The following is a 25,181-nucleotide window of genomic DNA, read 5'->3' on the forward strand; positions in this document are numbered from 1 at the left end:
GACGGACGTGCAGCGCGAGTTCACGACCGACCACCAGCCGATGGCCGTCAAGCAACGCGTTGCGCTACGTCAGACTGTGGCTACAGCCGAACAGCCGTAATCGTAACTGGCATAGAAGATAGCCCATCCAGAGCGGTCCGTGGGGAGCCGCGCGTGGCGGTTAGAAGAACAGCCAGCGCTGCGCGATACTCGGCGATGCCGACTTGTAGGCGTCGCCGTTGCGGTGCTCATGATGCGCCCAGACAATACCCGCCATCCAGTCGACGAACTGCAGGGAAAAACTGTCCTTACTTTCCCAGGGCGTGGTCTGCAGCATGGTCTCGGCGCCGCAGCCCGCGAGTTCGGTGCAGAGATACTCGTGCAGTGAATGCTTGAGTTCGATCTTCAGGGAACGGGCGTCCGGAATAAAACATACCGAATCGTATTTGCTCATGACCTCAAGCAGCAGGAGCTTTGCCATGAAGTTGTAGAGGCCATTGGGCGAGCGCCGGAACGCGTTGTTCGCCTTTTCCTTGCGAACAGTAATCGTGACGAAAAGGATGTCGGGACGCTTCGCACGGATCTTCGCGAGTTCGCCGGCGAAAGCCATCCGCTCACCCGATGAGAGCTGTACGGACTTGAGTTCATTGCGCGCCGATCGGCCCCGATGCTTGTAAACCCCGCGCACGACGCGTTCAAGAACGGGCTCCGCACCATCCGGGATAATCGCAGCGGCCAGCGTGAAGAAGCGGCTCGAGCCACCCCGCTGGTAAGGCGCGTCCAGTTTCCAGCCAAGGCACCCGCTTTCGTCGAGATAGATCGTTACGCCCAAATCATTGTGCCCATAATGAAAATAGCCTCCCGAAGGAGGCTACTGGAAAAGGTGCGGTACCCGGACCTGACGTACTCAAAGTACGCTTACGATCGCCGACGCCGATTTGTCGCAGGTGATCCGGGCATATTTAAACCGCAGCGCCGCTATGTCTCCATTATGAAGGCGGACATCCGTTTTTTCAACCGACCTGTGTAAGCGGGCGCCGCGGGTCGGCCATCAGCCCGCGTTCACGGCGTCCTTGAAAGCCTTGCCGGCGGTGAACTTGACGGTCTTCGCCGCGGCGATCTGGATTTCCGCACCGGTCGCCGGATTGCGGCCAGTGCGCGCCGCGCGGGCACCGGTCGAAAACGAGCCGAAGCCGATCAACTGGACGGCATCGCCCTTCGTGACCGCCGCCGTCACGGTCCCGATGAAGGCGTCGATCGTCTCCGCTGCGACCGCCTTGCTTTGTCCCATTGCTACGGCGACGGCGTCCACCAGTTCCTGCTTGTTCATGATGCTTTCCTCGTTGTGGTTGGGTTGGCGCCACCCTACCCCATTGACTGGCCTCTACGCAATCACCCCCGCAGCCGGTCTGGTCGGCCGCGACACGGTTCGTCATCGGTGCGCGGGTCGACGCCGCGATACGACAGGTGCGCTGCCGGGCGCAAAGCGTGTGATCGAAAAGCCCGCTTTTTCCGGCGGAAGGAAAATCGCCACATCTGATAACCGGAGTTATCACGAATGGCGTTTTTGGTTGGCAGATTTGACGGGCTCCGCTACACTGCGCTGGAACCCGCGCCCGGCAAGGCGCTCCGCCCGGTCGACCCCTCGCCAGAAATTGCCCGCCCGCCCGCCATGTCCCTCCGACGCCTGACCCGTCAGCATTTCGCGCTCTACCGCGGTTACCTCGAGGGCGCATCGATCGACGGCCTGCATGCCGCCTATGGCGAGCCCGGCACCGACGTGCGCGTGACGCGCCGGCTCATCGCGACCTTGCGCGATGCGCTGGCGGTCGCCGCGCGCCGCGCGCGCGATAGCGAGGCTGCCCACCTGCTGCGCCTGAAGCCGGGCAGCCTCCATGACAAGCTGTCGCTCGCCGAGCTGCACGGCCGCGACGATGTGCCCACGCTCGAGGCGTACCGTGAACAGGTGGACCCGGACGGCGTCTATGGCGAGGCGGAACTGCTGGAGCTATACCGAGGCGATTTCCCGCCCGACGCGGGCCCCCATACCGCGCGCGTCGATCGCCGGATTGTCCGGAACGCCCGGCTGCGCCGCCGACAGGCCGACGCGCTCGCGCGCATGGAACAGGCGCTCGTGCAGGAGCCTGCGCCAGACCACCCGCTCGACGGCTGGTTTGAGCCGGCGGTCGCGGCGCGGCTGCAGGCGGCCGGCCTTACGACGCTGGCCGACCTGCTGGCGCTGATTCACCGCCGGCGCCACCGCTGGCACACCGGAGTACCAAAATTAGGGCCAAAAGGTGCACAGCGCGTCACTGACTGGCTGTCGCTGCACGCGGCCTCGCTCGGACACGTGCTGTCGGCCCTCGCCACCACGCCGCGACGCCAGTTGCAGCCCGGCCACCCGGCACTGGCGCGCCCGGCGACTGGCGGGGCGGCGCCGGACGTAGTGCCGATGGACGCGCTACGGGTGCCGGCCGGGCTGGACGGGTCGACAGGGCTGAACCGCGCACCGCTGCCGGCGCACCAGGCCGAGCTGGACACCGACCTGCGGGCGATTCAGGCATGGATCCGCGTGCGCGGCACCAATGAACACACGGCGCGGGCCTACCGGCGGGAGGCAGAGCGGCTGCTGCTGTGGGCCATCGTCGCGAGAGGCAAGCCGTTTTCGTCCCTCAATACGCTGGACTGCTCGGAATATATCGAGGGGTTCCTGCTCAATCCCCAGCCCGCCGGGCGCTGGGTGGGCAAAAGTCGGGTCGAACGATTCGATCCGGCCTGGCGGCCCTTCGCAGGACCGTTATCGGACCGCAGCCGCCAGATCGCCCGCAAGATCCTGGCCGCGATGTGCAGCTGGCTGGTGAAACAGCGTTATCTGGCCAGCAATCCGTTTGACGGCCTGCCGCGATTCGGTGGTCTTGACGAGGTCGACGCCACCGGGCGCACCCTCACCCGTGCGCAGTGGCAGTACGTGCTGCAGACAACCACCCGCGCTAACTACACGCCGGAACAGCAGCGCGACCATTTCGCGCTGCTGTTTGCCTATGCGACCGGCCTGCGGCGCGCCGAACTGGCTGCGGCGACCACCGGCGCGCTGTCGCGCAAAGGGTTGGACGGCGCGCTCGGGGACGCGTGGGAACTGAAGGTCGACGGCAAGGGCAGGCGCAAACGGGACGTGCCGATGCCGCGCAGGCTGATGGACGAGCTGGAGGGCGCGCTCGCGGCTAGAAGCACGCCGGTCGTGGTCGGCCGCTGCCCGAAGGACACGCCGCTGATCGGCCACCTGAAGACCGGGCAGCGGCTCTCGCCGGACGCGCTCGCGCGGCTCTATAAGCGGATTTTCAGTCGTGCGGCAGACCGGCTCGAAGCCGTCTATCCCGGCGCCGCGGAGGATCTTCGCCGCGCCAGCACCCACTGGCTGCGCCACACCCATACCAATCACGCGCTCGACAGCGGTGCCGATGTACGCGACGTACAGGTCACGCTCGGTCACGCCAGCCTGGCCACCACCACGATCTACACCAAGATGGACAGCGCGCGGCGCTACCGGGCAATGGAGGTGTTTTTCGACAGGGCCCTGGATGAGTCCGCCGCTGCAGCGACGGATTGACGCCGACGCGCTTGCGAAGGTTCAGGCCGCCCGATGGGCGGCTTTTTCGGATGCGGAAAGACACATCAAATCCAAGAATGCTCCCCGCATCCATCGACAGACACAGCTTAGGCCAAGGTTTTCCAGCCCGATCGGCCCCCGCTAGCGGCTGCAAAACTGCACCCAATTTCGAGATTTTTTCGTGTGAGCCAAGCAGGACGGGGCTTACGGGCAGGTGCGTTCACGCAAAGTTAACTTGCACCGAGCAGGTTTACCAAGTACATTTCGACACAATTCGCCATTCTATGGCTTTGGACTCACAAAATGGCGACACCGACGTTAAACAACCAACACTCGCACAAAGAGCAAGGAACTCCTGCTATGGCTGTCGCCAAACCAATCGTGACCATTGCGCAATCGGTGAGGCACGTGCCGCTCCGAGTCGAGCTTGATGACATCGGGGGCATCGCGCAAAACGCCAGCGAAATGCTTCTGAATGTCCGGGACAGCATGCTCGCTCCGCACCCACGCAAACACGCTCCGGTGTTCACCACTTCGCAGATCGCGTCACTGTGCCGTATTGATCGCAAGAAGGTCAACTACTACTGGGAAAAGACGGACCTAGGCCTCCCTCAAGGCACCGTCCTGCCAAGGACACGGGAATTCACGCTAGTCGAGGCCCGCGAGTGGGTCAAGAAAGTCGGGCCTTTTCCCAAGCGGCCGACTGGGGTGAAAGGGAAGAAAATCGCAATCGGGAATTTTAAGGGCGGCGTCAGCAAGACGACGACTGCGATGACGTTGGCGCAGGGATTGTCGCTGTTTGGGCGGCGGGTCCTCCTAGTCGACCTGGACCCGCAGGCGTCGCTGAGCGCGCTAAACGGGATACTTGCTGACAGCGAGGTCGGCGAGGAGCAGACAATTCTCCCTCTGATTTACGGCGAGCAGTCCAGCTTGGAGTATGCCGTGCAGCCAAGTTATTGGGACGGAATTGATCTCATCCCCGCGAGCGCGGCACTGTTTGGCGCAGAGTTCTACCTGCCATTCAAGCAGTCCAAGGACAGGACTTTCAAATTTTGGGACGTACTGAATCGGGGGCTCGAGCCGCTTCTCGATACTTACGATGCGGTGATCATAGACACGCCCCCCGCCCTTTCATACGTCACGATCAACGCCTTTATGGCCGCCGATGGGCTTATCGTGCCTACGCCACCAAGTGCGCTTGATTACGCGTCGTCTACCCAGTTCTGGTCGCTTTTTACTGACCTCGCGCGAAGCATGAAAGCGATTGTCCCCGATCTAAATAAGCACTTTGACTTCATCCACGTGCTGCTCGCAAAGGTCGATTCTAGCCAGGCCGCGACCTATGCCGTCCGCGAGTGGATCAACCGAACCTACGAGCGGCTTGTATTGCCCATCGAGATCCCCACGACGACCGTCACATCCAGCGCGTCGACGGAGTTCGGCACCGTCTATGACATTTCCAAGTATGACGGGAGTACGAAGACTTACCAGCGCGCAAGGGAAGCCTATGACCGACTTGCGGAAATGATCGACCAAGAAATTTTTGCGCTGTGGGGCGCCGAGCAGGAGGGTAAATGAGCATCAAGGAAAAGATGGCGGCCAAGACGGCTGCGATCGCACCCCTGAGTCGAGTACCTCGACCAGCGGACGCAAACGCTGAGCCAAAGACCGGCCCTGGAAAGTTTCTGGCCGCCATGCCCATTCTCGCGGAGAAGGACAGGGAGCTTGAAGCAATGTCGGCAGAGAACGCCGAGCTGCGCGAGAAACTGGCAACGGGAGCCCGTGGCGGCGTCGACATTCCGCTTGATCAACTCTTCGAAGTCCCGGGACGCCGACGGTATATGCCGAAGGCCAAGTACTTCGAGTTGCGCGAGAATCTACGGAAAAACAAGCTGATTCATCCGGTCGTCGTACGCCCACGCGCCGAGGGTGGGTTTGAGATTGTTTCGGGCCATCACCGTACCGACGCCTATCGCGAGATTGGCAGAGAGCATATCCGCTGCGTTCTGGAGGAGGTTACCGAGGAAGAAGCGACGTCCGGCGCGTTCTACGCCAACCTCTTGCAGTCAGACTTGACAGACTACGAAAAGCACCTTGGCTTCAAACGCATGCAGGAGCGTCACCCGGATATTACGCAAGCCGAGATGGCCGAGCATGCCGGCGTTGACCCGAGCTTGGTCTCTCGTTTTATGGCATTCAACGAGTTGCCTTCCGAGGTTATCGATCTGCTTTCCTCGCAACCGGACCTGCTGGGCGCCACTGCCGGTGCCGCACTGGCCACGATCACCCGTGACGGTCGCGGCCCACAAGTTGTGGAAGCCGTCAGGAAGCTGGCACTAAAGGAAATCGATGAGAGGCAGGCAGTAAAGGTGGCTGCTGCGAAGTCCGCGCCCGCATCGACTGCAACGCCGGCAATCAACAAGATTAAGGTTGGCCGGTCGGTCTATTGCGAGATGCGGACAGCAAAGAACGTTGTGCGTCTGCAGTTCCAATCGGATGAGGAAGCGATCGAGGTGTCTGCCGCGATCAAAGCGGTGCTTGAGAGCCGAGCGGCTGGACGGGCGAAACCGCAGCAGGATGATTGAAAATCGTAAGTCATTGATTTTATTGAACTTGAAATTTTCAATACCAACTACGAGGGCGAAGCGTGATGCCTGACTAACGAAACATGAAAAACAAAAGCCTTCGGAACGGCTAATTCCGAAGGCTTTTGAGTAAATGGGCTTGCTGCCGCCTGCCCTCTTGCTGCACTCCCCCGACGGCTAATCGGGCGAAGCACCTACAAGTCGGAGTGTAGCGGAATGCGATCGGCAGTCAAGCATCTTCCATCCATTTTTTAGAAATGGACGCTGGACATGTCTATCGCGCAACGCTCCGTTGCTGGCGAGGGTGACGTTCATCCTCGCGTAGCTGAAAACCAGTCCCCAGAACTCGACGCACAGGCACGCATCGAGTTCACCTGCGACACCACGAACCTTCCATGGGTGATCTTTCGTGCCGTCCACCGGGCTACTCATCTGCATGGGCTCCCTACCCGCTCACGCGCTCTCCTCGCCGCCCTCGCCCGCACCGTCGACGCCAAACGCCCGTACGCGGCTATCTTCGCCCGCCGGGAGTTGCTGACCGGGCGCGCGATGCAGTCCATGCGAACCTTCTATCGCAGCCTCGACGATCTCGAATCCGCCGGCCTTATCACGCGTCCCCCGCAGAACCGCTACGGGCAAGCCGGCCTCTTTGGACGCGCGTACCTGCATCTCACCGAGAGCGCCGCTGTGGTGCTCGGTCTGGTGGCTGAGACGCATCCCGCGAGTCAAGCCGCGCCCGCGGAAGTCCATGAAGGAACCGGTCCGGAAGCCCGGGGCGACTCGTTGGCCCAGCCGTCTGCCAGTGTGGCAGACGGAGCTATATATAAAGATCTTTACCCTGCTTCTCAAAAGAGACAACCAGGCACTCTCCCCGCGGACCTCCAACGCCTCACTTCGCTGGGTTTTCATGAATTTCTGGTGTTCAGGCTGATGACCGAAGCACGGCAGCACGGCAAGCGGCTCTCCGACGTCGTCGAGGTTGTCTGGGACCACCTGAAGCTCGCCCATGCCCCGATCAACTACCTCCGCAAGCTGCTGCAGACGCCCACTGACTTCCGTCACCAGCGGCTGGCCCGCCAGACCGCGGTGGCTGCGAGCCGCGACGCGCAGCGTCTCGCCCAGCAGGTCCAGGAGGAGCTTGCGCGTTGCGCCGGCCGCACGTTCTTCGACCCTGCCGGCACCCGCAAGATCGTCCTCTCGACCGACGCGTCGATGATGACGCTGCACGAGGCCCATGAGGCGCAGCCGCGGGTCGCCGCCGGGGCATGGGCAGGCGGATTCATCGATGCGCTTCGTCGCGGGCGAATCGTGCCGGCGACAGCCGGGCTCGACGAGCGGTTCGCCGCCCGACGTCGTATGCAGCAGCCACCACGCACGCCGGCGCCCACGGCGTCGCAGCCGCGAGTCCTGACCGCAGCGATCGGCGAACGGCTGCAGGAACTCAGGCGGCTAACGCGCGCGGTAGCCCGAACCGGTGGGGCGGCGTTCGCGTGACGGGCCGCCGTCGATCCGGGTCGGCGCGCGGGCAGAGGGGGCACGAGGCACCTGAACCGCCGCGTTCACGGCGTCACCGAGCGGCGCGGCGAAAAGGCCGCGACATCCCATCCGGCATAGCGGCACCGTCCGACTGTCGGGGTATCGCGGCGTCGGACCAGCGGTCATGACGGGGCAGGGGACACGCCCGTGTCCGGTCCTTCCGGACCGGTTGAGTCCCGTACGGCACGTTTTCCCGCTGCATCGGGCACGCGTGGCTGCACCGCGACCGGGCGGCGACACTCCGGGCGTACGCGCGCGAGGTTGAGCGCTTCGTCCTGCAGGCCGTGATCGTGCGCGGGGTTGCGGTCTCGTACGGGTGGCCGCCGGCGGCCGTCCACCGGTCGTCGGGGTGGAGGGTGCGAGTACGCGTCAGCGGCAGCGACGCTGCCCGGCAATTTTCCGTACACCTTTACAGACCCGGCAATTTTCCGTACACTGGCGACTCGGAGGTAAATGGCTATGACAACCACCAGATTTGAAGCCCGGATTGAGTCGGACCTGCATGCGGCGATCAGACGAGCCGCGGAGATCCAGGGACGCACGATGACCGATTTCGTTGTTTCGGCCGCCCGCGAAGCCGCGCAACGGGCGATCGCGGACGCCGAGGTGATTCGCTTGTCGCTCGCGGATTCGCAGCGCTTTGCCGACGCGATTCTGTCGCCGCCTCAGCCGGTCAACGCGCTCCAACGTGCGATCGCCAGCCACGACCAGTTGCTGCGTAACAAGTGAGCGCTGGGCAGCTGGTTGTCGCCGCGCTTGATTCCACTCACGATCGGTCCCGGTTCGAGTGTGGGTTCACCGCGCTTGACCGCTATGTCCGCGAACTGGTCACGCAGGATGTCCGGCGACGGGTCGCGGCATGCTTCGTCATGCTCGACGGTGACGTTGTCGCCGGCTACTACACGCTTTCCGCGGCCAGTGTGGCGCTCGCGGAACTGCCACACGATGTGGCTCGCAAGCTGCCGCGGTATCCGTCGATCCCCGCGGTTCGCATGGGTCGATTGGCGGTCGATCTAAAATATCGGGGCAGGGGGTTGGGTGCGGCGCTACTCGTCAATGCGTTGCAGCGAGCGGCGAGATCGGAGATTCCAGCGGTTGCCTTGACGGTTGACGCGAAGGACGAAACGGCTGCTGAATTCTACCGGCATTTCGGATTCGTTCAGCTGGCGAACGATCCGCTGGCGTTGTTTTTGCCGTTAGCTGCCGTCAAGTAGGTGCGAACAGGTGGGGACGGCACTTCGGGGGCAACCCGGGGGATCCATCGACATGGCAGACCGACGTGTTCGGGGAGGATCGTAGCGTCGACGAGAGGCCCGGGGGCCCCTGCTGACGGCATTTGCGACTCCGCACCACGTTTCGTGGCGTGCGCTATCTGATGCCGTGGCCCAGGCGGGACCCGCCCCGCTGATGCGCTCCAGCGCGTCCTGCGTGCCGGGATGGTCGCGCGCTGCCCGTCGACACAAAGGACGGGACGGGCAGGGTTTTTACCCGCATCACGGACTTCATTATCTTCGCTGATGCGCCGCCGATGCTGTTCCACAGGGTGTCGACCGCACGAGCCGCTGCCAGCCGGGCCTGAACGGCAGCGGGAAACGCATCGGAGGTCAACTGGTGCACCGCCGGGCACCCACCGGGGCGATGGCGGCGCCCGGTCAACAACGCGTAGCATTCTCTAACGGGCGCGGGGATGCACCCTCACTCAGGCTTCTTGCGGGTTCGCGTCGCAGTCGGTGGCCCGGCGGATCGCGGCTTGACGGTCCCCAGCAACTCTGCGCGCAAGGCATCGGCCGCAGAGCGCGCATCCTTCAGATCGGCCCGCACGCTCGCCAGTTCGGCATCCTTCTCCTGTTCATGACGCCTCGCTTCGCCGAGCGTGCGCTCGATCGACTGCCGCGCCTCAAGCGACGCTTCGAGCTTTGCGACGGCTACGGCGGCGGACTGTTCTGCGTTCACCCGAGCCACGCGCTCGCTGTCGAGCTCACGTCGTGCGTCATGGAGATCCTTTTCAAGTCGTGGCATTGCCTCCAGCCGAAGCAACGCTTTCGCCAGGTCGGTGCGCGCCGATTCCGCGGCCCTGCGCTCGGCAGCCGCCTCCTGGCGCGAAGCGTCACGTTCTGCCTCCACCTGGCCGAGACGCCCCGACAGCTCGGCCCTTTCCGCGTGCACCTTCTCAAGTGACGCAGTCAGGTTCTCGACCATCAGACCTTGTCGCTCGGATTCGATAATGAGGTCAGCGTTGGCCTGGTTCGCGATGTCCAGTTCCGTGCGCAACTCGATCCTGCTCCGGTCGACCTCGGCAGCGACGAAATCAAGCAGGCCCCGCTGCAGCGCCTGCGGCAGGGCGGCGGGCGGCTCGGCAGGCTTGACCTGCGCGTCCTGCCAGGCCTGAAAAAACCTGAGCACCGTCGCCATTGATCCGGTGCCGAGGCGTTCGCGTATGGCGCGTGCCGTGGGCCGACCGCCGGCTCCACGGATGCTCTCGGCGGCCTTGCTGACCTGTTCCTGGGTGATGTTGGGTTCGCGAGCCATAACATATCAATTTAGTGTAACGTTATGTTATGATATGTTATTTTCCGGAAAAACACAAACCTAGGTCGCGCGGGTTTCGCAAAAAGCTGCAGGGTGGCTGGCGCCGACGGGTTCGCGTGGCGCGCGGGCCCCGCAGCGTAGCCAAAGTCGAGCAGGAAGCCCAATCGCTGTGCGGCCGGCGCCGACCAGCCGTACGGCCAACCCGAGACCGTCCGCGATGGTCCGCAGCAGAGCCACTCCGTCTTCTGTGAAGCCCCGCGTGTCGTGTCGAGTTCGGGCGCTGCGCCGCCACCGCGTACCTTGACGCCCGCAAACGGGGTGGCCAGCACGTAGCGCTGCTCGTTGAGCCCAGCGAAATAGCGCCGGGAGGACCGTCAGTGCGTAAGCGGTCGGGCCGCGCCAAGAGGCCGCCCGGGAAGGGGCGCCTGTCACGCTGCGGTTTCAGTTTGATTTTGTAGCCGTTTGTAGCTACACTACAACTGAACCTTCCAGGAGTCCGTCATGGCTATCCGGCATCCGACCATCCAGACCGATACCGTCGTGCGTGCGCGCGTCTCGCCCGAACTGAAGCGCGAGGCCACCGATGCGCTCGAGGCCATGGGGCTGTCCGTGTCCGATTACATCCGTATGGCGCTCGTGCGCGTCGCGCGCGACAAGGCGGTGCCGTTCGCCGTCGAGGTGCCCAATGCGCTGACCACCCAGACGCTGCGCGCGAGCGAGCGGGGCGAGGAACTGAACGAAGCCGGCGATGCGGATGACCTGTTCCGGCAACTGGGCATCTGATGCGCACACCGGTTTATTCAAACCAGTTTCGTCGTGACGTGAAGCTGGCCCAGAAACGTCGCAAGGACATGGAGAAGCTCAAGACGCTGATCGCCCTGCTGCTCGATGGCTCACCGCTGCCCGCTGCGTATCGCGATCATCCGCTCAGGGGCGAGTGGGGCAGTTTCCGCGACGCCCATATCGAACCGGACTGGCTGCTGATCTACAAGACTGATGGCACGACGCTTCGCCTCGAGCGAACGGGCACGCACGCCGATCTGTTCGACGAGTAGGAGATGATGTGGACCACGGACCGGAGCCCGCTGTCACCACCCACGCTGTCGTGCTGTCCGCGCTACGGCAGGTCCGGCTGCGGCAGGTGACCCGTGCGAGGCGTACGCCACTGCTCGACGCGCTGCACGGGCTCGGGCTGATTGACTGGATCCGGCAGCCGTTGCGGCCTTCGCACCATCTGCTGTCCGCGCGCGCAAAAGCCCACCTCGTGCCGGATGAAATTGCACAACTGAGCGACGCCGGCCGTGCGGCGCTCGAACGGCTGACAGCGCTCGCAGAAACGGTGGACTGGCCCGGTCTCGCCAGACAGCCCTACGACCAGGGCCGGCAGGGCCGGTATCGCGATGCGCCGACCAACTGAACAGCTGGTCCCGCCCGCCGCCGCGCAGCGACACGCGGACCGACTTCGCCGCGCTGCGCCCAGCGCGTGCCGCCCCTCACGATCCCGCGGCTGTAGCTCGAACCGGAGGCGCCGCCCGCGGCGTCATCCGAGGCGATCGAGCGTGGGCTACCTGAAGCAGATGCGCGACGACCTGGTGCAGCTCGCGCTGCTGCACGGCTCATCCGTGCTCGCCGACCACCTCGAGCAGTCGATCCGTCGGCACGGCAGCGCGAAGCTCACCGCGGTCAGACTGCGCATGGTCGAACTGGCGTCGAAACCCGCTGCGGCAACTCCGGCAGCGGCACATGCCGAGCCTGTGGTTCAGGCCGCTCATTGCGCAGCGCCTCACAGGCGAGGGCATCGCCTCGCCTGGCGAGCTCGTCGCGACCTGCAACCACCGCGGCGGCAACTGGTGGCGATCGGTGCCACGCATCGGTGTGGCTGCGTGCGCGCCCGATCGTCGCATGGCTGCCGTGGGCGACGCTGACTGGCCGGGCGAGCGCAGCTGGATCTCATGCCAGGTCCGTCCAGCTGGTTATCACCTTGAGCTTTTCCTGAGCCTCAGCAATCCGCTGCTTCAATTGCGCCGGAATGTTGTGGGTCTTGCCCAGCATGGTTACGGCATGCTCGGCCTGCCGGATGCGAATCAGGGCATCGCGGCATTCGCCGATACTGGCAACCGAAGCCGGGACTTTCCCGCTCCAGACGCTGTCGATCTGTCGTTCGGCCAGCTCGATACTTTCCAGAAGTAGCCCGTTCTGTCCCGGCGCTGCCCGGTCAGCATCGACCGCCTTCTGATCGACGGCCGCGTTTTCCCCTCGCCAGATCCGCTCAAGGCCTGCCACATCGCAAAGTAATGCCCAGCTGGGGTACGGAATTGGTGCTTCGCCACCCGTGTAACGTCGGATGCCGCGACCCGTGGCCCCTTTCATGCCGAGGAGCCGCGCGGCAGCGGTGCCCGTCAGTCCTGCGCGTCTGAGCACTTCACGCACTTCCTCACCCGTCGGTTGAGCCCACAGGTCATCAGCGGGGCGCAGGCACTCGGGCCGAATAGGTATCTGTGTTTTGTCGGTCACATTAAGTTCTCTCTTGCTGCAGATGCGCGTAAAGCGCATGACGCCGTTATATCGAGCCCCCACGGCTTCGCCGCGGGGGATACACGCGCCCCCGGGCGCTTGACGACCCCGAGCCGGTGGTCTGCCCGCGCCCGAGCCGGATCGTCACACCGCGATCCGCGGCGCGCCGGCGCGCTCCCCACGCGTTCCGCGCGGGTCCCCGGGCGCCTCGATCCGGGCGCCCGGTGCGCGCGATGCACCCGTGATTATCCAATGTCTGGCTTGCAGGAGGGAGGGTCGGCCGGAGCGCGGCGCATTGGCCAGCACCCGGAGATGCCGACGGCGGCCGCCGAACGCCGCCCGACGTCATAGCGGTAACTCCTGTTGATACAACGCCACCCGGAGCGCGTCCCACTGATCATCGTTGAGCTTCGCCGCTTCGACGGTGTCGCGATGCTCGAAGATCATCAGGCCGTACAGGTCAGCCAGCGGACGGGCCTTCGCGCAGAGTGCGCCATCCTCGCCGGGAACCTGCCGGGCGCACCAGTAGTTGATTGCCTGCTCGATCTCGGCGATTGAAAATTCGGATTTGTTCATGTAATTCTCGCAGGCCCGCGCAACCCTCGCGCGGGCGTTGATTGTCAGTCGGCGCTATTGCAGATGGCCCCGGTGTTCGATGGCCATCGCGACCGGCGCGGAAGGCGGCACGCGATCGAAGTCCGCCAGGGCAGAGCGGGCGATCGCGCGCAACTCCTCGCGATGCATGTCGATTGCGTGGCCGTCACGGTCCAGCATGTCGGCGATGCGCCTGAGCGCATCAGCGGAGTGTGCCGCTGCGTCAGCCGACAGGGCCATGCGGTACAGTTCGCCGCGAACCTGGCTTCTGTCGCCGTACTGCCAGATGGCCAGCAGCGGCAGCAACGTGGCCAGCCATGTCGGGCGGGTGTTGAGCGTGTCCATATGGTATCCTCAATATCAGAAGACGCCCTGACCCGCAGGCCAGGGCGAGCCGGTTAGCCGCGCAGGCGGCGCAGTTCGTCAGCAAGGACCCACAGGGCACGGTTCAGGCGGATATTCTGGTCAATGCCCGTCACGGGGCGCGTAGTGGTCGCGCGGCCAGCCGCATTGCGACCCTGCAACCCGCCACGCGTCATGTGCTCCTGCACGCGGTTGAAGGTTTTCCAGAGATCGGACCCACGGTCCTCGATTCGACGCGGCGCGAGAAGCTGCGCTTCGGTGACCGGCGCGGGCTTGTCATCGTCATAGCGCAAGGCAAGCGCCGCGCGTGCAAAGGCGTGCTGTTCGCCCTCATCAAGGACCGCCCCAGCCATGCGTTCGCGCTGCTCTGTCTGTTCCTCGAAGCCGTCAAGCACCTTGAATGCGCCTTCAATCACCTGGCCGACTACGTCCCCCTTGTGCGGCACGCGGATATCGTTCAATGCATTGCCGCATACGATCCCGTTCTGGCAGGCGAAGCGGATCATGCCGGAGATCATCTGGTAGCTCGACTGGCCGTTGTGTGAATTACAAAGAATGACTTCGTTCGCCTCGCGACCCTGGATCTGGTCAGCGTGGCGCAGGCGCAGCAGATGTTTCGTGTAGTCCCGCATCCCATCATCGCGCACGCGCGTCTGGCAGACCATGAAGGGTTGAAACCCTTCCTTGCGCAACGCGTCGAGTACATCGACGGTCGGAATGTAGCTGTAGCGCGCCGAGCGGCTTTCATGCGGAGCGTTGGCCAGGATGGAAGGGGCAACCCTCGCGATTTCATCATTTGACAGCGGATGATCGGAGCGCAGGGCAACGGCGTTGCGGCTGAAACGGCTGGCAAGCATGTTCATTTGCTGTTCCTCAATCAGGGGAGCAACCCCGACCCGCAGGCCGGGGCCGTGAGTGGTCGATGCGTCAGTCGATAGCGCGGAGGATGTTGGCGGCTTCCACGTGCTGCGCGGCGAACTCGCGCAACTGGTGATAGCGCTCGATGATGGTGTCGTCGCGCGTCTTTTCCGCGAGATGGCAGAGGGCGTACAGCGTGACGGTAATGCCGAAGGCTTCCGCGCCCATCATGTCGCTGTACCCGTTCATGTGCCAGCGAACATGCACACGGCCCAGGTTCGACGGCGCCATAAAGAAGCCGTCATTGGACAGCGTAAAGAAGTTCCAGTAGCCGCCCTCATAGCTGCGGTCCAGACGCGCGGCCCAGTCGTACACCAGCGACTCACCTTCCATATAGTGGCGGCCCAGGTAGCGAGGCAGAACGTTCAGGCGCAGTTCTTCGGGAACGACAGCAGACGAGATGCGGGCTTGTGTATCAGTGGTCATCGGAAAATCTCCCGGTTCTGTGTCCCAGCCGGATTGCCTGGACAACGATTCAATAATAGGACATAACGACCTAAACAGCAAGATCAAAACGCGAATAAATGCCTAATAATCGCCTTGCGTGATGGGACATAACGTCCTACAATGGTTGTGTTGTCCAGGCAATCCGGCTGGGACACATAACCGGAGGAAACTCTGATGCAGACTGTCACTGAACAGAAGGTTGAACGCACAACGATTGAATATGTGGCCTATTCGCGGCTGATCCGCTCGCCCCTGAATGTGCGCAAGAAAGCGCCGACCGGCATCGAGGCGCTGGCCGGGACGCTCGCAGAGAAAGGCATCCTGCAAAACCTGGTGGGACACGAGATGAAGGGTCGCAGAAAACAGCCAAAGCTCGGTGTGTGCGCCGGTCAGCGACGGCTTGCCGCGCTCGATCTGCTGTTTTCGCAGGGCCGCATTACGAAGGACTACCAGGTGCCAGTGCTGATCGTCAGCGAAGGCGAAGCGGTGGCGGCTTCGCTGATCGAAAACCGCGAGCGCGAGGACATGTGCCTCGCCGACGAGGCGTTGGCGTTCCGGCTGCTTGCGGAGGAGGGAAAAAGTACGGGGCACATTGCCTCGTTATTCAAGGTGTCAGAAATGGTGGTGCGTCGTGCCCTGAAAATCGCGAATCTCGCGCCGGCACTGCTGGACCTGATGCGCGACGACGCCCTCGACTACGAGCAGGCGAAAGTGCTGGCCCTTGCCGACGATCACGCGACGCAGGAGCGCGTCTGGAACGACGCCCTTAACGCATGGCAACGCCGTCCGTCCGAACTGCGCGCGGCGATCACGCAGACCGAACTCGACGCGCGCGACAATGCGCTCGCAAAATTCGTCGGGCTGGACGCCTATGAGGCCGCTGGCGGCTATGTGAGGCGGGATCTGTTCAGCGACGACCAGAACGCCGGATACATCGCGGACCCGGACCTGCTGCACCGGCTCGCCACCGACCGGCTGATCGAGCTATCCCGGGCAATCTCCGAGGAAGGATGGCAATTTGTGGAGACCCGCACGCGTGGCGACGTGATGGAGATGATGCGCTATGGCCGTCTGGCATCGACCACGCGCACGCCGACGAAACAGGAAAAGACCGAGCTTGCGGCGCTCGTCGCGGCGCGGGACGCGGCACAGGCTGAACTCGACGCGTACTACGACGAGGACGGCGAGGAAGACGAGGCCCGGTATGAGCGTCTGGACGCAGCGGTGACCGCAGCGGCCCACGCGGTCGACCGGTACGGCGAGCGCTTCGAATCCTTCGGCGCGGACGACATGAAAAGGGCGGGCGCGTTCGTCTACCTTGACGAGGACGGCCAGGTGAACATCGAGCGCGGGCTGATCCGGCGCGACGATGCGCCGCCTGCGCCAGGCGATGGCGCGCGTGCTGTCAACGCGACGGCAGGCCAGAGCCAGCCTCCGAAGGACAAGCCGCTGCACGGCGAGAAGCTGTGCAGACGGCTCACCGCGCACCGCACCGCCGCCGTTCAGGCGGAACTCATCAGGCAGCCGAACGCGGCGCTCGCCGTGCTGATGGTCCGCCTGATCCCGGTCGTGTTCGATGAGGTCTACGAGCGGCAGTATTCCGATCACGCAGTCCGGATCGACGTGCACACGTCGCGTGACGCGCTGGTGTCGAATGCCGACGACATGGCCGCGAGCGTCGCGTGGAAAGCGCTCGAAGGCGAGCGCGCGAAATGGGCGCGGATGCTGCCGAAGCGTACCGACCAGTTGCTCGCCTGGCTGCTGGAACAGGACGCGGACGTGACGTCCAACCTGTTTGCGTTCTGCGTGGCGGCGACGCTCGACGGCATCAGCGGGGCCGACCGCGCGCACCCGATCAATGAACTGGCGAACGTGCTGAATGTCGATCTGGCGACTTACTGGCAGCCCACGCAGGCGAGCTACTTCGAGCACGTGTCGAAGGCGCGCATCGAGGACGTGGTGCGCGAAGCGGTGTCGCCCGAGGCCGCAGCGGACCTGCGGGGCATGAAGAAGGACGCGGCAGCGGCAGCCGCCGGGCTTCGCCTGTCGGAGTCGGGCTGGTTGCCGGAAGTGCTGCGCAACCGGGAGGTGCCGGAGCACCGCATCCATGGTTACAACGACGAGGAAGCGGACGAAGGGGGCGGCGACACCGGCGACGAGGCCGATGCCGACGTGACGGGTGAGGCGACGGAGGATGAAGCCGAGCCCATCTGAGCAGCCGGTCAGATGACGTGACGCGAAGCCGTCGGGGCGAAAGCCCTGGCGGCTTTTTTGTGACGGCGAAAAAAAGAAGCCTGGCCGGAACAGCCGGGCTCCGTGAACAACACACGCCGGACAGATCCAGAGATCAGCCAGCTAACCGTGTTATCGGCACGCCGCGTGAAAGCCCGAAGGCTTCCTGCTGCACGCTCAATCCGGACCTGGAGGGAGCGCTTACGCATTCGCGCGCGCCGCGCGCCCGGATCGAGGCCCCTGGGGACCCACGCCTGCGGCGTGGGGTGCGGGCCGACCCGGCGCAGCGCGACGGGGCGATGCGGCTCAGCGGCTCAGGGGCTGGAGTGCTTTGTGGGTGGCGGCGGATATTTTCTCTTGAACTCTTCGATCTCTTGCGGGCTTAGGACCGGGCGGTCGTACTGCTGCGCGTAGAGTTTGTTGATCTGGATGCGCGGGAGGGTGGGATTTTCGGCGCGCAACTGTTCAGCGCTTTTGAAACCAGGCGGCTCGGAGCGGTCGGGAGCGACGGGAGGCTCTGGACGCTTCGCCACGGCGGAGCGGGGTTGCGGGGCAGCAGGGGGACTGGATACCGGGGCGTGCTTCTGGAGATACTTGCCGACGCTGGACAGGGTGGTGGTGAGACCGTTGATGCGAAGGAATTCAGCGATCTGGGCCAGGGTGCAGCCAGCCGCGCGCAGCTTGAGAATGTCGGGATGGAACGCGCGCAGGGCGGACGTACGCAGGCCCGGTTTTATGCTGTTCAGGTATTCATCGGCGTTCACGGAATGGCCACTTGTCGGCATGTCGGGGTTCGCATAACCTTAGTGGGCTTTCGCGTTTTCTTCAACCATTTTCGTGTATGGGCGGAATGCATTTTCTGTCCAGCGGAACTGTTTCGCACAACTTCGCGTCATTTCGAAGACGAAGGGGCGTATACTGATGGGGAGGTGAGGCACGTCGGATATGTTTACGCATCGCTACGCGCTCCGTAAAATATCTCGTGCCAAAGGGGCGAGCCCCTTTGAAACCCCGACGCGGGCCACTGCACCGCGTCCATCGCGCCGACGAGTCCGTCGTCGACACTAAGCACTGCCTGGTATGCAATACGAATAGGAGGCGCGTGTGATGATTCCGACCAGCGAATGGGTGATCCAGCTTGTGATGAAGCCACGCGCGCCTGAGCACAACAGGCGGTGGCGGTATCTCCCATGGGCGGGTTATACGTATCCCTTGACGGGCGACCAGGCGATGTGTGCCTTGAGCGAATGCGAGAGGCATTGGCCGGCGTATGAGTTCCGCGCACATCCGATCGACGGCGACGCGACACGGTTCGATCTGCCAGGTCAGTCGGCAGACTGGACGCATCCCGCGGAGCTTTGACCATGCCGCGCAAGAAAAGCAACGATGGGGCAGGGCTTGGAAAACCGATCGCGTTCCGGTTGTCGGATGCGGACCGCGCGGTCTATCTTGAAAAGGTGAACCGAAGCGGGCTGACGCAGTCTGAATTTTTCAGGCAGGCCGTGCTGACGAACCGGACGCAGGTGATCGCCCGGCCGGTCGCCAGCCCGGACCGCAAGCGGCTCCTGTACATCTTCAACAAGACCAGCAACAACCTGAACCAGATTGCCCATCGAGCGAATTCGGAACACCTGAGCGGTGAGCTGTCGGAAGTGACCTACGAGCAACTGCTCACGCAACTGCAGATGATTTCGCGCTATCTGAAAAGCACGCTCGGGAAAGTGGACTGACCGGATACAACGCACATGGGAATCGATCATCCATATCAGGCAACGCTCGTCATGCAGGCGACGAATCGGAATGTCGGGCAGGATGACGATGGCGTATATGTCACCCATCACGCATTCGATGTTGCTCCATCGCCCTGTTCGGCCCGCAGGCGGATCGTTCACCGGGGACGATGATCGATGCTAATCCGGGTACGCGGCTATCACGACGGCATCAAGCCCTATCTGGAGCAGGGCCAGAAGCAGGACCGTGAGTTCGAGCGCGACGAGATGGATGAACGGGTGATTCTGGCCGGGGATCTGGCGTTGACCAACGACATCATCCAGTCGATGGACACGCAGGCGGAGCGCTACATCAACGTCACGCTGTCGTTCAAGGAGGACGAGGTCTCGCGCGAGGTGCTCGCGGAGATCGTGCGTGAGTTTGAGGCGTTCGCGTTTGCTGCCTACCGGCCCGACGAATACAACTTCTATGCGGAAGCGCATGTCCCCCGGCTCAAGAGCTACGCTGACCGGCGCAGTGGCGAGCTTGTCGAGCGGAAGGTCCATCTTCACGTGGTGATCCCCGAGGTGAACCTGCGCACGGGACGGCGGCTGGAGCCGTTTGGCAAGGTCGACCGGCATCACCGGTTCCTCGAAGCGTTCCAGGAGCACATCAACGCCAAATACGGGCTGGCGAGTCCGAAAGACAACCGGCGCGTGCAGTTCACCGATGCGTCGGAAATGATCAGCCGGTACAAGGGTGACGTGTTTGAGCCGATGAACCGGGAGCTGAAGGCCACCATCCTCGAGGCACTGATTTCACGCGACGTCACCCGTTACGAGGACTTCAGGGTGCTGCTTGCCGAATTCGGCGAGACCCGCACACGCAACGCTGGCCGTGACGGCGAATATGAAAACGTCAAGCCAGCAGGCGCGGCGAAGGGTGTGAACCTGAAGGAATTCGTGTTCTCGCGAGAATTCATCGAACTCGATGCCGACGGCAAGCGTGAAGCACTCGATCGCAACGTCCATGCAGAGTACATCGAGACGGGTATCCCGCGCGCGACACCCCGGCATTATCTCGATGCGCTTTTCGAGTGGAACGATATGCGCGCGCGAGAGATCAAGTATCTCAATAGCGGTAGCAGCTTCTACAAGACATATCAGGCCGCGTCGCCGACTGAGCAGCGACGCATTCTCGACCACCGCGAACAGCGGTTCTATGACGCAGCAGGAGGACTTGATGAGCGAACACGACGAAGCAGTGGTGGACCAGGAGACTGGCGAGATTGGCGAGAGTGGCAACGACAGCGGTGGCTCGAGCCGCCGCTCGCGCAACACGAACGCCGGGGCCGGTGGCGAAAGTGGAGAAAGGGAGCGGATCACGACCTTGACACTCGCTTCGATCGATCCAGCCCGTCGTCCCGATCCCCACACCGTGTGCGAGGTGTGCCCGGCCGCGGTGTGGATGGCGACGCCGCGCGACGTCAAATGCTTCTGCCGGCTGATGCACTACTGGAGCTGGGAAACCACCAAGCCGACCGAATTGACCAGCTGCGATGGACTGGCGATCGCGAGCGAGCGGGAAGAGAACAGCTAGAACCTGGCAGTAACCCTCTGCTCGATGCAATCGCGGCACGCATGTATCGTTCATGGGACGCTGCGGACAGTGCGGAGCGGGCGCGGCTTGCCGCGACAGCCGCGGACAAGTTCACGCGCGCCGGCGGACCGTTTGGCGGCCCGGCACACAGGAGCGAACCATTTGGTCTGAATCCGGCATTGGGCGGTGGCCGGCTGCCAGCGGATTTCGGTCCGCGAGATGAAATCCGCAGCCTGGCAGACGTCCAGTCGTTTGATGTGGTCCGATCGCTTCCTTTCGCATCGTCCGACGCCGGCGAAGAGACTCGGACAGATCCGTTCAATTCGCGCGCGCGGGCGGCAACCGGCCGGGAAGCGGATACGGTTCGAGACCAGTTCGCGCGTGATTTTGCGGAGTCACGCCGTGTCGGTCGCTCACGGGAGCGGACGGAGTTCGCTGAGATCCGCGCGACACTCGATGCCAGCCGCCTGCTCGCCGCACTGGCGTACTCACACGGGCTGATTGTCGGGAAGTACAGCATCGGCAAAGGTGCGGATGGCGGTGACCGGATCAGGGCGGGCTCGCGCAACCTGAACGTATCCGATTTTCTGACCAAAGAAATGAATCTGCCATGGGCGGAAGCCGCGCAAGTGCTCTGCGAGACGTACCGTTCGCAGGTCGGACTGAGCCCTGGCCATGCGCCGCGCCACATGCCCGAACGGGATCTGTGGGCCGAATTCCAGCAATGGCGCGCAGCGTATCGCGACGGGCTGCGCCGCGCCTGGGATGAACAGACGCGGCACGAGAAGGACCGGCGCGGCGCGATCAAGGAGGCGTTCTATCGTGCACGGAGCGCCATCGCGGATCGAAAGGATCTGACCGTCACCGAGCGGCGCGAGCAACTGTCGGGGGCGCGTGTGGCGCGTCTCGAGGCAGAGGCCGCGCTGCGCGATCGCACCATCACGGAGCGTGACGCCATCAAAGATGCGGGACGCCAGCCCATCACGGATCAGTACCGGCGCTTTCTTCAGGAGCGTGCACAGAGCGGTGACGAGCGGGCACTGCGCGAATTACGACGCATGCAGCAACTCCATCTGAGGACGAAGCGCGCCGACGACGAGCGCGCTGTCAACATCAGTGGGCCATCTCAGGGCGCGAAGCGACCGGTTGGGCTTGGTTACAACGAGATCATCTACCGCGGGTCATCGATTACGTACGAGGTGCGCGCCAGCGGCGAGGTCGACTACTGCAAGGACGGTGTGGCATTCCTCGTCGATGAAGGCCGCACGCTGCGGTTGTGGGACAGCGAGCGCGAAGCAATCGAGATCGCGCTGCGTTTCGCGCAGCAGAAGTTTGGCACGACGTTGTCGCTGTCCGGTCCCGAAGCATTCCAGGCCGCCGCCGCGCGCGTGGCGGCTGATATCCGCATGCACATCGTGTTTGAGCAGCCGGAGCTGGAGCACATCCGGCAGGTCCGGCTTGCCGAGCTCGACGCCGAGGCGCAGCAGCGGCGCACCGCGCAACGTGAGCGTGACGCGTGGGAGCGAGATGAACTTCGCGACGCCATCGATAATACGCAACTAACCGTCCGCAACGGCGAACCCACTCGAAATCCGGACGCAGAACCGCCCACTGATCCAGAGATACCCGACAGCGACCTGCGTACAGAACGATGAACCGCCAGCCTGTTGCGCGAGCATGTGGTGGTTGTGGTGGAGCGCCTGAAATGATGAATTGACGAGGAGTATCCAAATCATATGTGACGAAGAGGGAAGGCGGAATGGAGCGCCATCGATCAAGCGGAAATACCCCCGGAGCGATAAACCTTGACAGGTATGCAGTACTTATCGATCACTTCCATGCTGCGGCCCGGCCACAGATCACTGACTAATCCTACGTTTGAACACCTGAAACACTGCTGAGCAAGAAGTGGCGCGCCTTTGCGCCATTTTTTGTGTCTTAAATGTTCCCATGTAAATGGTGCATATTCGACGATTTTTTATCTTGATTTAACGGGTTCATTGTCTATTCTTTGGCCCATGTATATCGAGACCGTCCCGAACCGGAACTCTCCACCCGCGATCCTCCTGCGTGAGGGGTACCGCGAAGGTGGCAAGGTCATCAAACGCACCATCGCCAATCTGTCGCACTGGGATCCGCAACTCATCGAGCACTTGCGCATCCTGCTCAAGGGCGGCGTCGCGGTTGAGTCAGCCCAGGCGCTGATGAGCATCGAGCGGTCGCTACCGCATGGCCATGTGGCCGCGGTGCTCGGTATCGCGCGACGCTGCGGTCTCGCGAAGCTGCTGGATCCGGCGCCCGCCCCGGTGCGCTCGCTGGTGCTGGCCATGGTGGTCGCGCGCGTGCTGGAGCCGGGCTCCAAGCTCGCGACGTGGCGCAGCCTGCAGCCGGAATCTGCAACCCATTCACTGTCACAGGTGCTGGGACTCGGCCCGTTCGAGGCCGAGCGGCTCTACGCTGCGCTGGACTGGCTCGGTGAGGCACAGCCGCGCATCGAGCGCAGCCTGGCGCGCCAGCATCTGAGTGATGGCGTGCTGGTGCTCTATGACCTCACCTCGACGTGGGTCACCGGCCGGCATTGCGCGCTCGCCCACTACGGCTACTCGCGCGATGGCAAACGCGATGACCCGCAGATCGTGTTCGGCTTGCTGTGCAGCGCGGATGGATGCCCGGTGGCGGTCGAAGTGTTTCCCGGCAACACCGCCGATCCCGCCACGCTGGCCGCGCAGATCGACAAGCTCAAGGAGCGTTTTGGCCTGTCACAGGTGGTGTGGGTAGGCGATCGTGGCATGATCACCAGCGCGCGGATCGAGCAGGTGCTGCGTCCGGCGGGTATGAGCTGGATCACCGCGCTGCGCTCGCCACAGATTGCCGAGTTACTCGAAGAACGAGGCCCCTGGCAGCCCTCACTGTTCGACGAGCGCGGCCTGATAGCACTCGACAGCGCGCGCTATCCAGGCGAGCGGCTGGTGGTCTGCCGCAACCCGGCGTTGGCCGAGGAGCGCGCCAGAAAGCGCGCTGAATTGCTGGCGGCGACCGAAGCGGAACTGGCCGCGATCGCGCAGGCCACCGCGCGCCCCCGCAATCGCTTGCACGGCCAGGACAAGATCGGGTTGCGCGTGGGTCGCGTGATCGAGCGCTACCGGATGGCCAAGCACTTCGAGCTGGACATCACTGAGACGAGTTTCAGGTTCACCCGCAAGCAGGAACAGATCGATGCTGAGGCTGCGCTGGATGGACTCTATGCGCTGCGCACCAACGTGCCGGACGAACAGCTCTCCGATGCCCAGACGGTCCTGGCCTACAAGAGTCTGGCGCAGGTTGAGCGGGCCTTCCGCTCGATGAAGACGGTCGATCTGCACGTGCGGCCGATCTATCACTTCAGCGAGTCACGTGTGCGTGCGCACGTGTTTTTATGCATGCTGGCTTACTACGTCGAGTGGCACCTGCGCGAAGCGCTCAAGCCCCTGCTTCATGACGATGAGGAACTGGCAACGCGGCGTGATCAGCGCGCCAATCCGGTGATGCCCACGCCGCGCTCCGAGGGGGCCAACGCCAAAGCCGCGCGCCACCGTACCGACGATGACCTCCCGGTGCATAGCCTGCATACGCTACTGCAAGACCTCGCCACCTTGACCTATAACATCACTTCCACACCGGTCAATCCACAGGCGAAGATCGTCATCACAACCCGTCCCACACCGTTGCAAAGCAAAGCCTTCGCGCTGCTCGGCATCGACCCCGCCTGTTCCCAGTAGCCGACCCTTTCGCTTCGAAAATCTCTCAGCGCTTCAACAGCTTAGCTCGGGTGCCGAGTCAAACTTCGGACTAATTCCGACGCGGCGGCGGGCCAGGGTGACTGGCCTGAATTGCAACGGCCAGGTTACGTTACGAAATGCCGCTATTAATAGAAGAAAACTTATCCTAATAGCTTGATTCGAGCTGTCATTTTTTTGTCGATGATCGTTCACACAACTAAAGTTGTTAATAGATTTCAACTAAAGTTGTTAATACTCGTCACCATAGCGTCGATGGGTCTGCTTGCTCCGGTGCGTTGGCAAGAACGTAGGTGCTTCGATATTTGCGGGCTGCTTCAGCAAGTATTCGCGCGTCTCGCCAGAATCCTTCGTTGCACCGAGCGGCACCCACGGAAAATCGGTAGTACAGCGCCGAACGGGTCTCCATCGGCGCGGGAGCTGCGGTCGGAAACGAAGGCGCGAACGGTAAAACGACCTTACAAATCCTCTGATACTCCAACGCACAGCGCCGTAGAGCGGCGACCGCCTCGCGGGGCGTCGCTGCCAGCACCTGTAACGGCGCGTGATCCCATCTGGCAACGAATTGGCCATCCGCCGTTCGATAGAGCCAGCACCACGGACGCCCGCCTTGCCACCCCAGCAATCGGCGGTGGCGCACATCGAAATCAACGGGCGAGATTGCATCGATCACGTGCCAGCTGCTTGCGTCGGACCAGGACACGCACGCGCCACTACTGGCCGCCCACATAGCGTCATGACGGGCTTGCTCGCGCGCGGCGTTTGCCGCCTGCCGCTGTGTTTTGCTGGTGT

At 63.3% G+C, this 25,181-nt stretch carries 22 protein-coding genes and 2 pseudogenes; 14 read left to right on the forward strand and 10 right to left on the reverse strand.

Features of this window, described 5'->3' with window-relative positions; genetic code table 11:
• Positions 1-160: 160 nt before the first annotated feature.
• Together B0G71_RS40635 and B0G71_RS40640 are read right to left on the reverse strand one after the other, a co-directional pair.
• Positions 161-811 carry a DUF3800 domain-containing protein gene (locus B0G71_RS40635; protein ID WP_116150174.1) on the reverse strand — a complete coding sequence of 217 codons (651 nt, stop codon included), beginning with the start codon at positions 809-811 and terminating at the stop codon, positions 161-163.
• 219 nt (positions 812-1,030) lie between these two features.
• Positions 1,031-1,309 carry an HU family DNA-binding protein gene (locus B0G71_RS40640; protein WP_116150175.1) on the reverse strand — a complete coding sequence of 93 codons (279 nt, stop codon included), beginning with the start codon at positions 1,307-1,309 and terminating at the stop codon, positions 1,031-1,033.
• Positions 1,310-1,651: 342 nt separating this feature from the next.
• Between B0G71_RS40640 and B0G71_RS40645 the strand changes: the two genes are divergently transcribed.
• The 6 genes from B0G71_RS40645 to B0G71_RS40670 all read left to right on the forward strand — a co-directional run bounded on the left by B0G71_RS40645 (position 1,652) and on the right by B0G71_RS40670 (position 8,921).
• Positions 1,652-3,586 carry a phage integrase family protein gene (locus B0G71_RS40645; protein ID WP_116150253.1) on the forward strand — a complete coding sequence of 645 codons (1,935 nt, stop codon included), beginning with the start codon at positions 1,652-1,654 and terminating at the stop codon, positions 3,584-3,586.
• A 360-nt stretch (positions 3,587-3,946) separates the two neighbouring features.
• Positions 3,947-5,164, forward strand: coding sequence for a ParA family protein (locus tag B0G71_RS40650; RefSeq protein ID WP_116150177.1), 1,218 nt, complete (start codon positions 3,947-3,949; stop codon positions 5,162-5,164).
• Positions 5,161-6,171 (forward strand): ParB/RepB/Spo0J family partition protein, encoded by a 1,011-nt coding sequence (locus B0G71_RS40655; RefSeq protein ID WP_116150179.1) that lies wholly within the window; start codon positions 5,161-5,163, stop codon positions 6,169-6,171. Before B0G71_RS40650 ends, B0G71_RS40655 begins: the two co-directional genes overlap by 4 nt.
• 270 nt (positions 6,172-6,441) lie before the next feature.
• Positions 6,442-7,665, forward strand: a complete 1,224-nt coding sequence (locus B0G71_RS40660) for a Replication protein O (protein WP_116150181.1) — start codon at positions 6,442-6,444, stop codon at positions 7,663-7,665.
• Between the two features lie 501 nt (positions 7,666-8,166).
• Positions 8,167-8,436, forward strand: a complete 270-nt coding sequence (locus B0G71_RS40665; protein WP_116150182.1) for a DUF1778 domain-containing protein — start codon at positions 8,167-8,169, stop codon at positions 8,434-8,436.
• On the forward strand, positions 8,433-8,921 hold the full coding sequence (locus tag B0G71_RS40670) for a GNAT family N-acetyltransferase (RefSeq protein WP_116150184.1): 489 nt from the start codon (positions 8,433-8,435) through the stop codon (positions 8,919-8,921). The genes B0G71_RS40665 and B0G71_RS40670 overlap by 4 nt, the downstream gene beginning before the upstream one ends.
• 481 nt (positions 8,922-9,402) lie before the next feature.
• Here the strand turns inward: B0G71_RS40670 and B0G71_RS40675 are convergent, their stop codons facing one another.
• Both B0G71_RS40675 and B0G71_RS42490 read right to left on the reverse strand, forming a co-directional pair.
• Positions 9,403-10,236, reverse strand: a complete 834-nt coding sequence (locus tag B0G71_RS40675) for a DNA-binding protein (protein ID WP_116150185.1) — start codon at positions 10,234-10,236, stop codon at positions 9,403-9,405.
• Between the two features lie 128 nt (positions 10,237-10,364).
• Positions 10,365-10,660 (reverse strand): annotated as a pseudogene (locus B0G71_RS42490) (integrase); the annotation flags it as partial.
• 77 nt (positions 10,661-10,737) lie between these two features.
• On the opposite strand from B0G71_RS42490, the gene B0G71_RS40685 reads away from it, so the two are divergent.
• The 4 genes and pseudogenes from B0G71_RS40685 to B0G71_RS42850 all read left to right on the forward strand — a co-directional run.
• Entirely contained in the window at positions 10,738-11,019 is a 282-nt protein-coding gene (locus tag B0G71_RS40685; protein WP_116150187.1) for a type II toxin-antitoxin system RelB/DinJ family antitoxin, read from the forward strand.
• Positions 11,019-11,291, forward strand: a complete 273-nt coding sequence (locus tag B0G71_RS40690) for a type II toxin-antitoxin system YafQ family toxin (RefSeq protein ID WP_116150189.1) — start codon at positions 11,019-11,021, stop codon at positions 11,289-11,291. Before B0G71_RS40685 ends, B0G71_RS40690 begins: the two co-directional genes overlap by 1 nt.
• An 8-nt stretch (positions 11,292-11,299) precedes the next feature.
• Positions 11,300-11,653, forward strand: coding sequence for a hypothetical protein (locus B0G71_RS40695; RefSeq protein WP_116150191.1), 354 nt, complete (start codon positions 11,300-11,302; stop codon positions 11,651-11,653).
• Positions 11,654-11,979: 326 nt separating this feature from the next.
• Positions 11,980-12,057 (forward strand): annotated as a pseudogene (locus tag B0G71_RS42850) (hypothetical protein); the annotation flags it as partial.
• Between the two features lie 129 nt (positions 12,058-12,186).
• Here the strand turns inward: B0G71_RS42850 and B0G71_RS42855 are convergent.
• The 5 genes from B0G71_RS42855 to B0G71_RS40725 all read right to left on the reverse strand — a co-directional run bounded on the left by B0G71_RS42855 (position 12,187) and on the right by B0G71_RS40725 (position 15,051).
• Positions 12,187-12,789 (reverse strand): hypothetical protein, encoded by a 603-nt coding sequence (locus tag B0G71_RS42855; RefSeq protein ID WP_404935509.1) that lies wholly within the window; start codon positions 12,787-12,789, stop codon positions 12,187-12,189.
• 306 nt (positions 12,790-13,095) lie between these two features.
• Positions 13,096-13,326 carry a DUF3717 domain-containing protein gene (locus B0G71_RS40710; RefSeq protein ID WP_116150193.1) on the reverse strand — a complete coding sequence of 77 codons (231 nt, stop codon included), beginning with the start codon at positions 13,324-13,326 and terminating at the stop codon, positions 13,096-13,098.
• 54 nt (positions 13,327-13,380) lie between these two features.
• A complete protein-coding gene (locus B0G71_RS40715; RefSeq protein WP_116150195.1) occupies positions 13,381-13,689 on the reverse strand; it encodes a hypothetical protein in 309 nt (102 codons plus the stop codon).
• A 53-nt stretch (positions 13,690-13,742) separates the two neighbouring features.
• On the reverse strand, positions 13,743-14,570 hold the full coding sequence (locus B0G71_RS40720) for a DUF932 domain-containing protein (RefSeq protein WP_116150196.1): 828 nt from the start codon (positions 14,568-14,570) through the stop codon (positions 13,743-13,745).
• A 64-nt stretch (positions 14,571-14,634) separates the two neighbouring features.
• Positions 14,635-15,051: an antirestriction protein gene (locus B0G71_RS40725; RefSeq protein WP_116150198.1), complete on the reverse strand. Its 417-nt coding sequence runs from the start codon at positions 15,049-15,051 to the stop codon at positions 14,635-14,637.
• A gap of 195 nt (positions 15,052-15,246) precedes the next feature.
• Here B0G71_RS40725 and B0G71_RS40730 point away from each other — a divergent pair, with 195 nt between their 5' ends.
• Positions 15,247-17,286, forward strand: coding sequence for a ParB/RepB/Spo0J family partition protein (locus B0G71_RS40730; RefSeq protein WP_116150199.1), 2,040 nt, complete (start codon positions 15,247-15,249; stop codon positions 17,284-17,286).
• A gap of 332 nt (positions 17,287-17,618) precedes the next feature.
• Here the strand turns inward: B0G71_RS40730 and B0G71_RS40735 are convergent, their stop codons facing one another.
• Complete coding sequence (locus tag B0G71_RS40735; protein WP_147308773.1) at positions 17,619-18,068, reverse strand: hypothetical protein; 450 nt, start codon at positions 18,066-18,068, stop codon at positions 17,619-17,621.
• A 600-nt stretch (positions 18,069-18,668) separates the two neighbouring features.
• On the opposite strand from B0G71_RS40735, the gene B0G71_RS40745 reads away from it, so the two are divergent.
• From B0G71_RS40745 to B0G71_RS40755, 3 genes are all read left to right on the forward strand, one after another.
• The gene (locus tag B0G71_RS40745; RefSeq protein WP_116150204.1) at positions 18,669-19,034 is read left to right on the forward strand and encodes a plasmid mobilization protein; all 366 of its coding nucleotides are present in this window, start codon (positions 18,669-18,671) and stop codon (positions 19,032-19,034) included.
• Between the two features lie 177 nt (positions 19,035-19,211).
• Positions 19,212-22,268, forward strand: a complete 3,057-nt coding sequence (locus B0G71_RS40750; protein WP_116150205.1) for an LPD7 domain-containing protein — start codon at positions 19,212-19,214, stop codon at positions 22,266-22,268.
• A 363-nt stretch (positions 22,269-22,631) separates the two neighbouring features.
• Positions 22,632-24,371, forward strand: a complete 1,740-nt coding sequence (locus B0G71_RS40755) for an IS1634 family transposase (protein ID WP_116150207.1) — start codon at positions 22,632-22,634, stop codon at positions 24,369-24,371.
• Positions 24,372-25,181: the final 810 nt, after the last annotated feature.

This window comes from Paraburkholderia sp. BL27I4N3, assembly GCF_003386115.1.
In the GTDB taxonomy this organism is placed as follows: Bacteria; Pseudomonadota; Gammaproteobacteria; order Burkholderiales; family Burkholderiaceae; genus Paraburkholderia.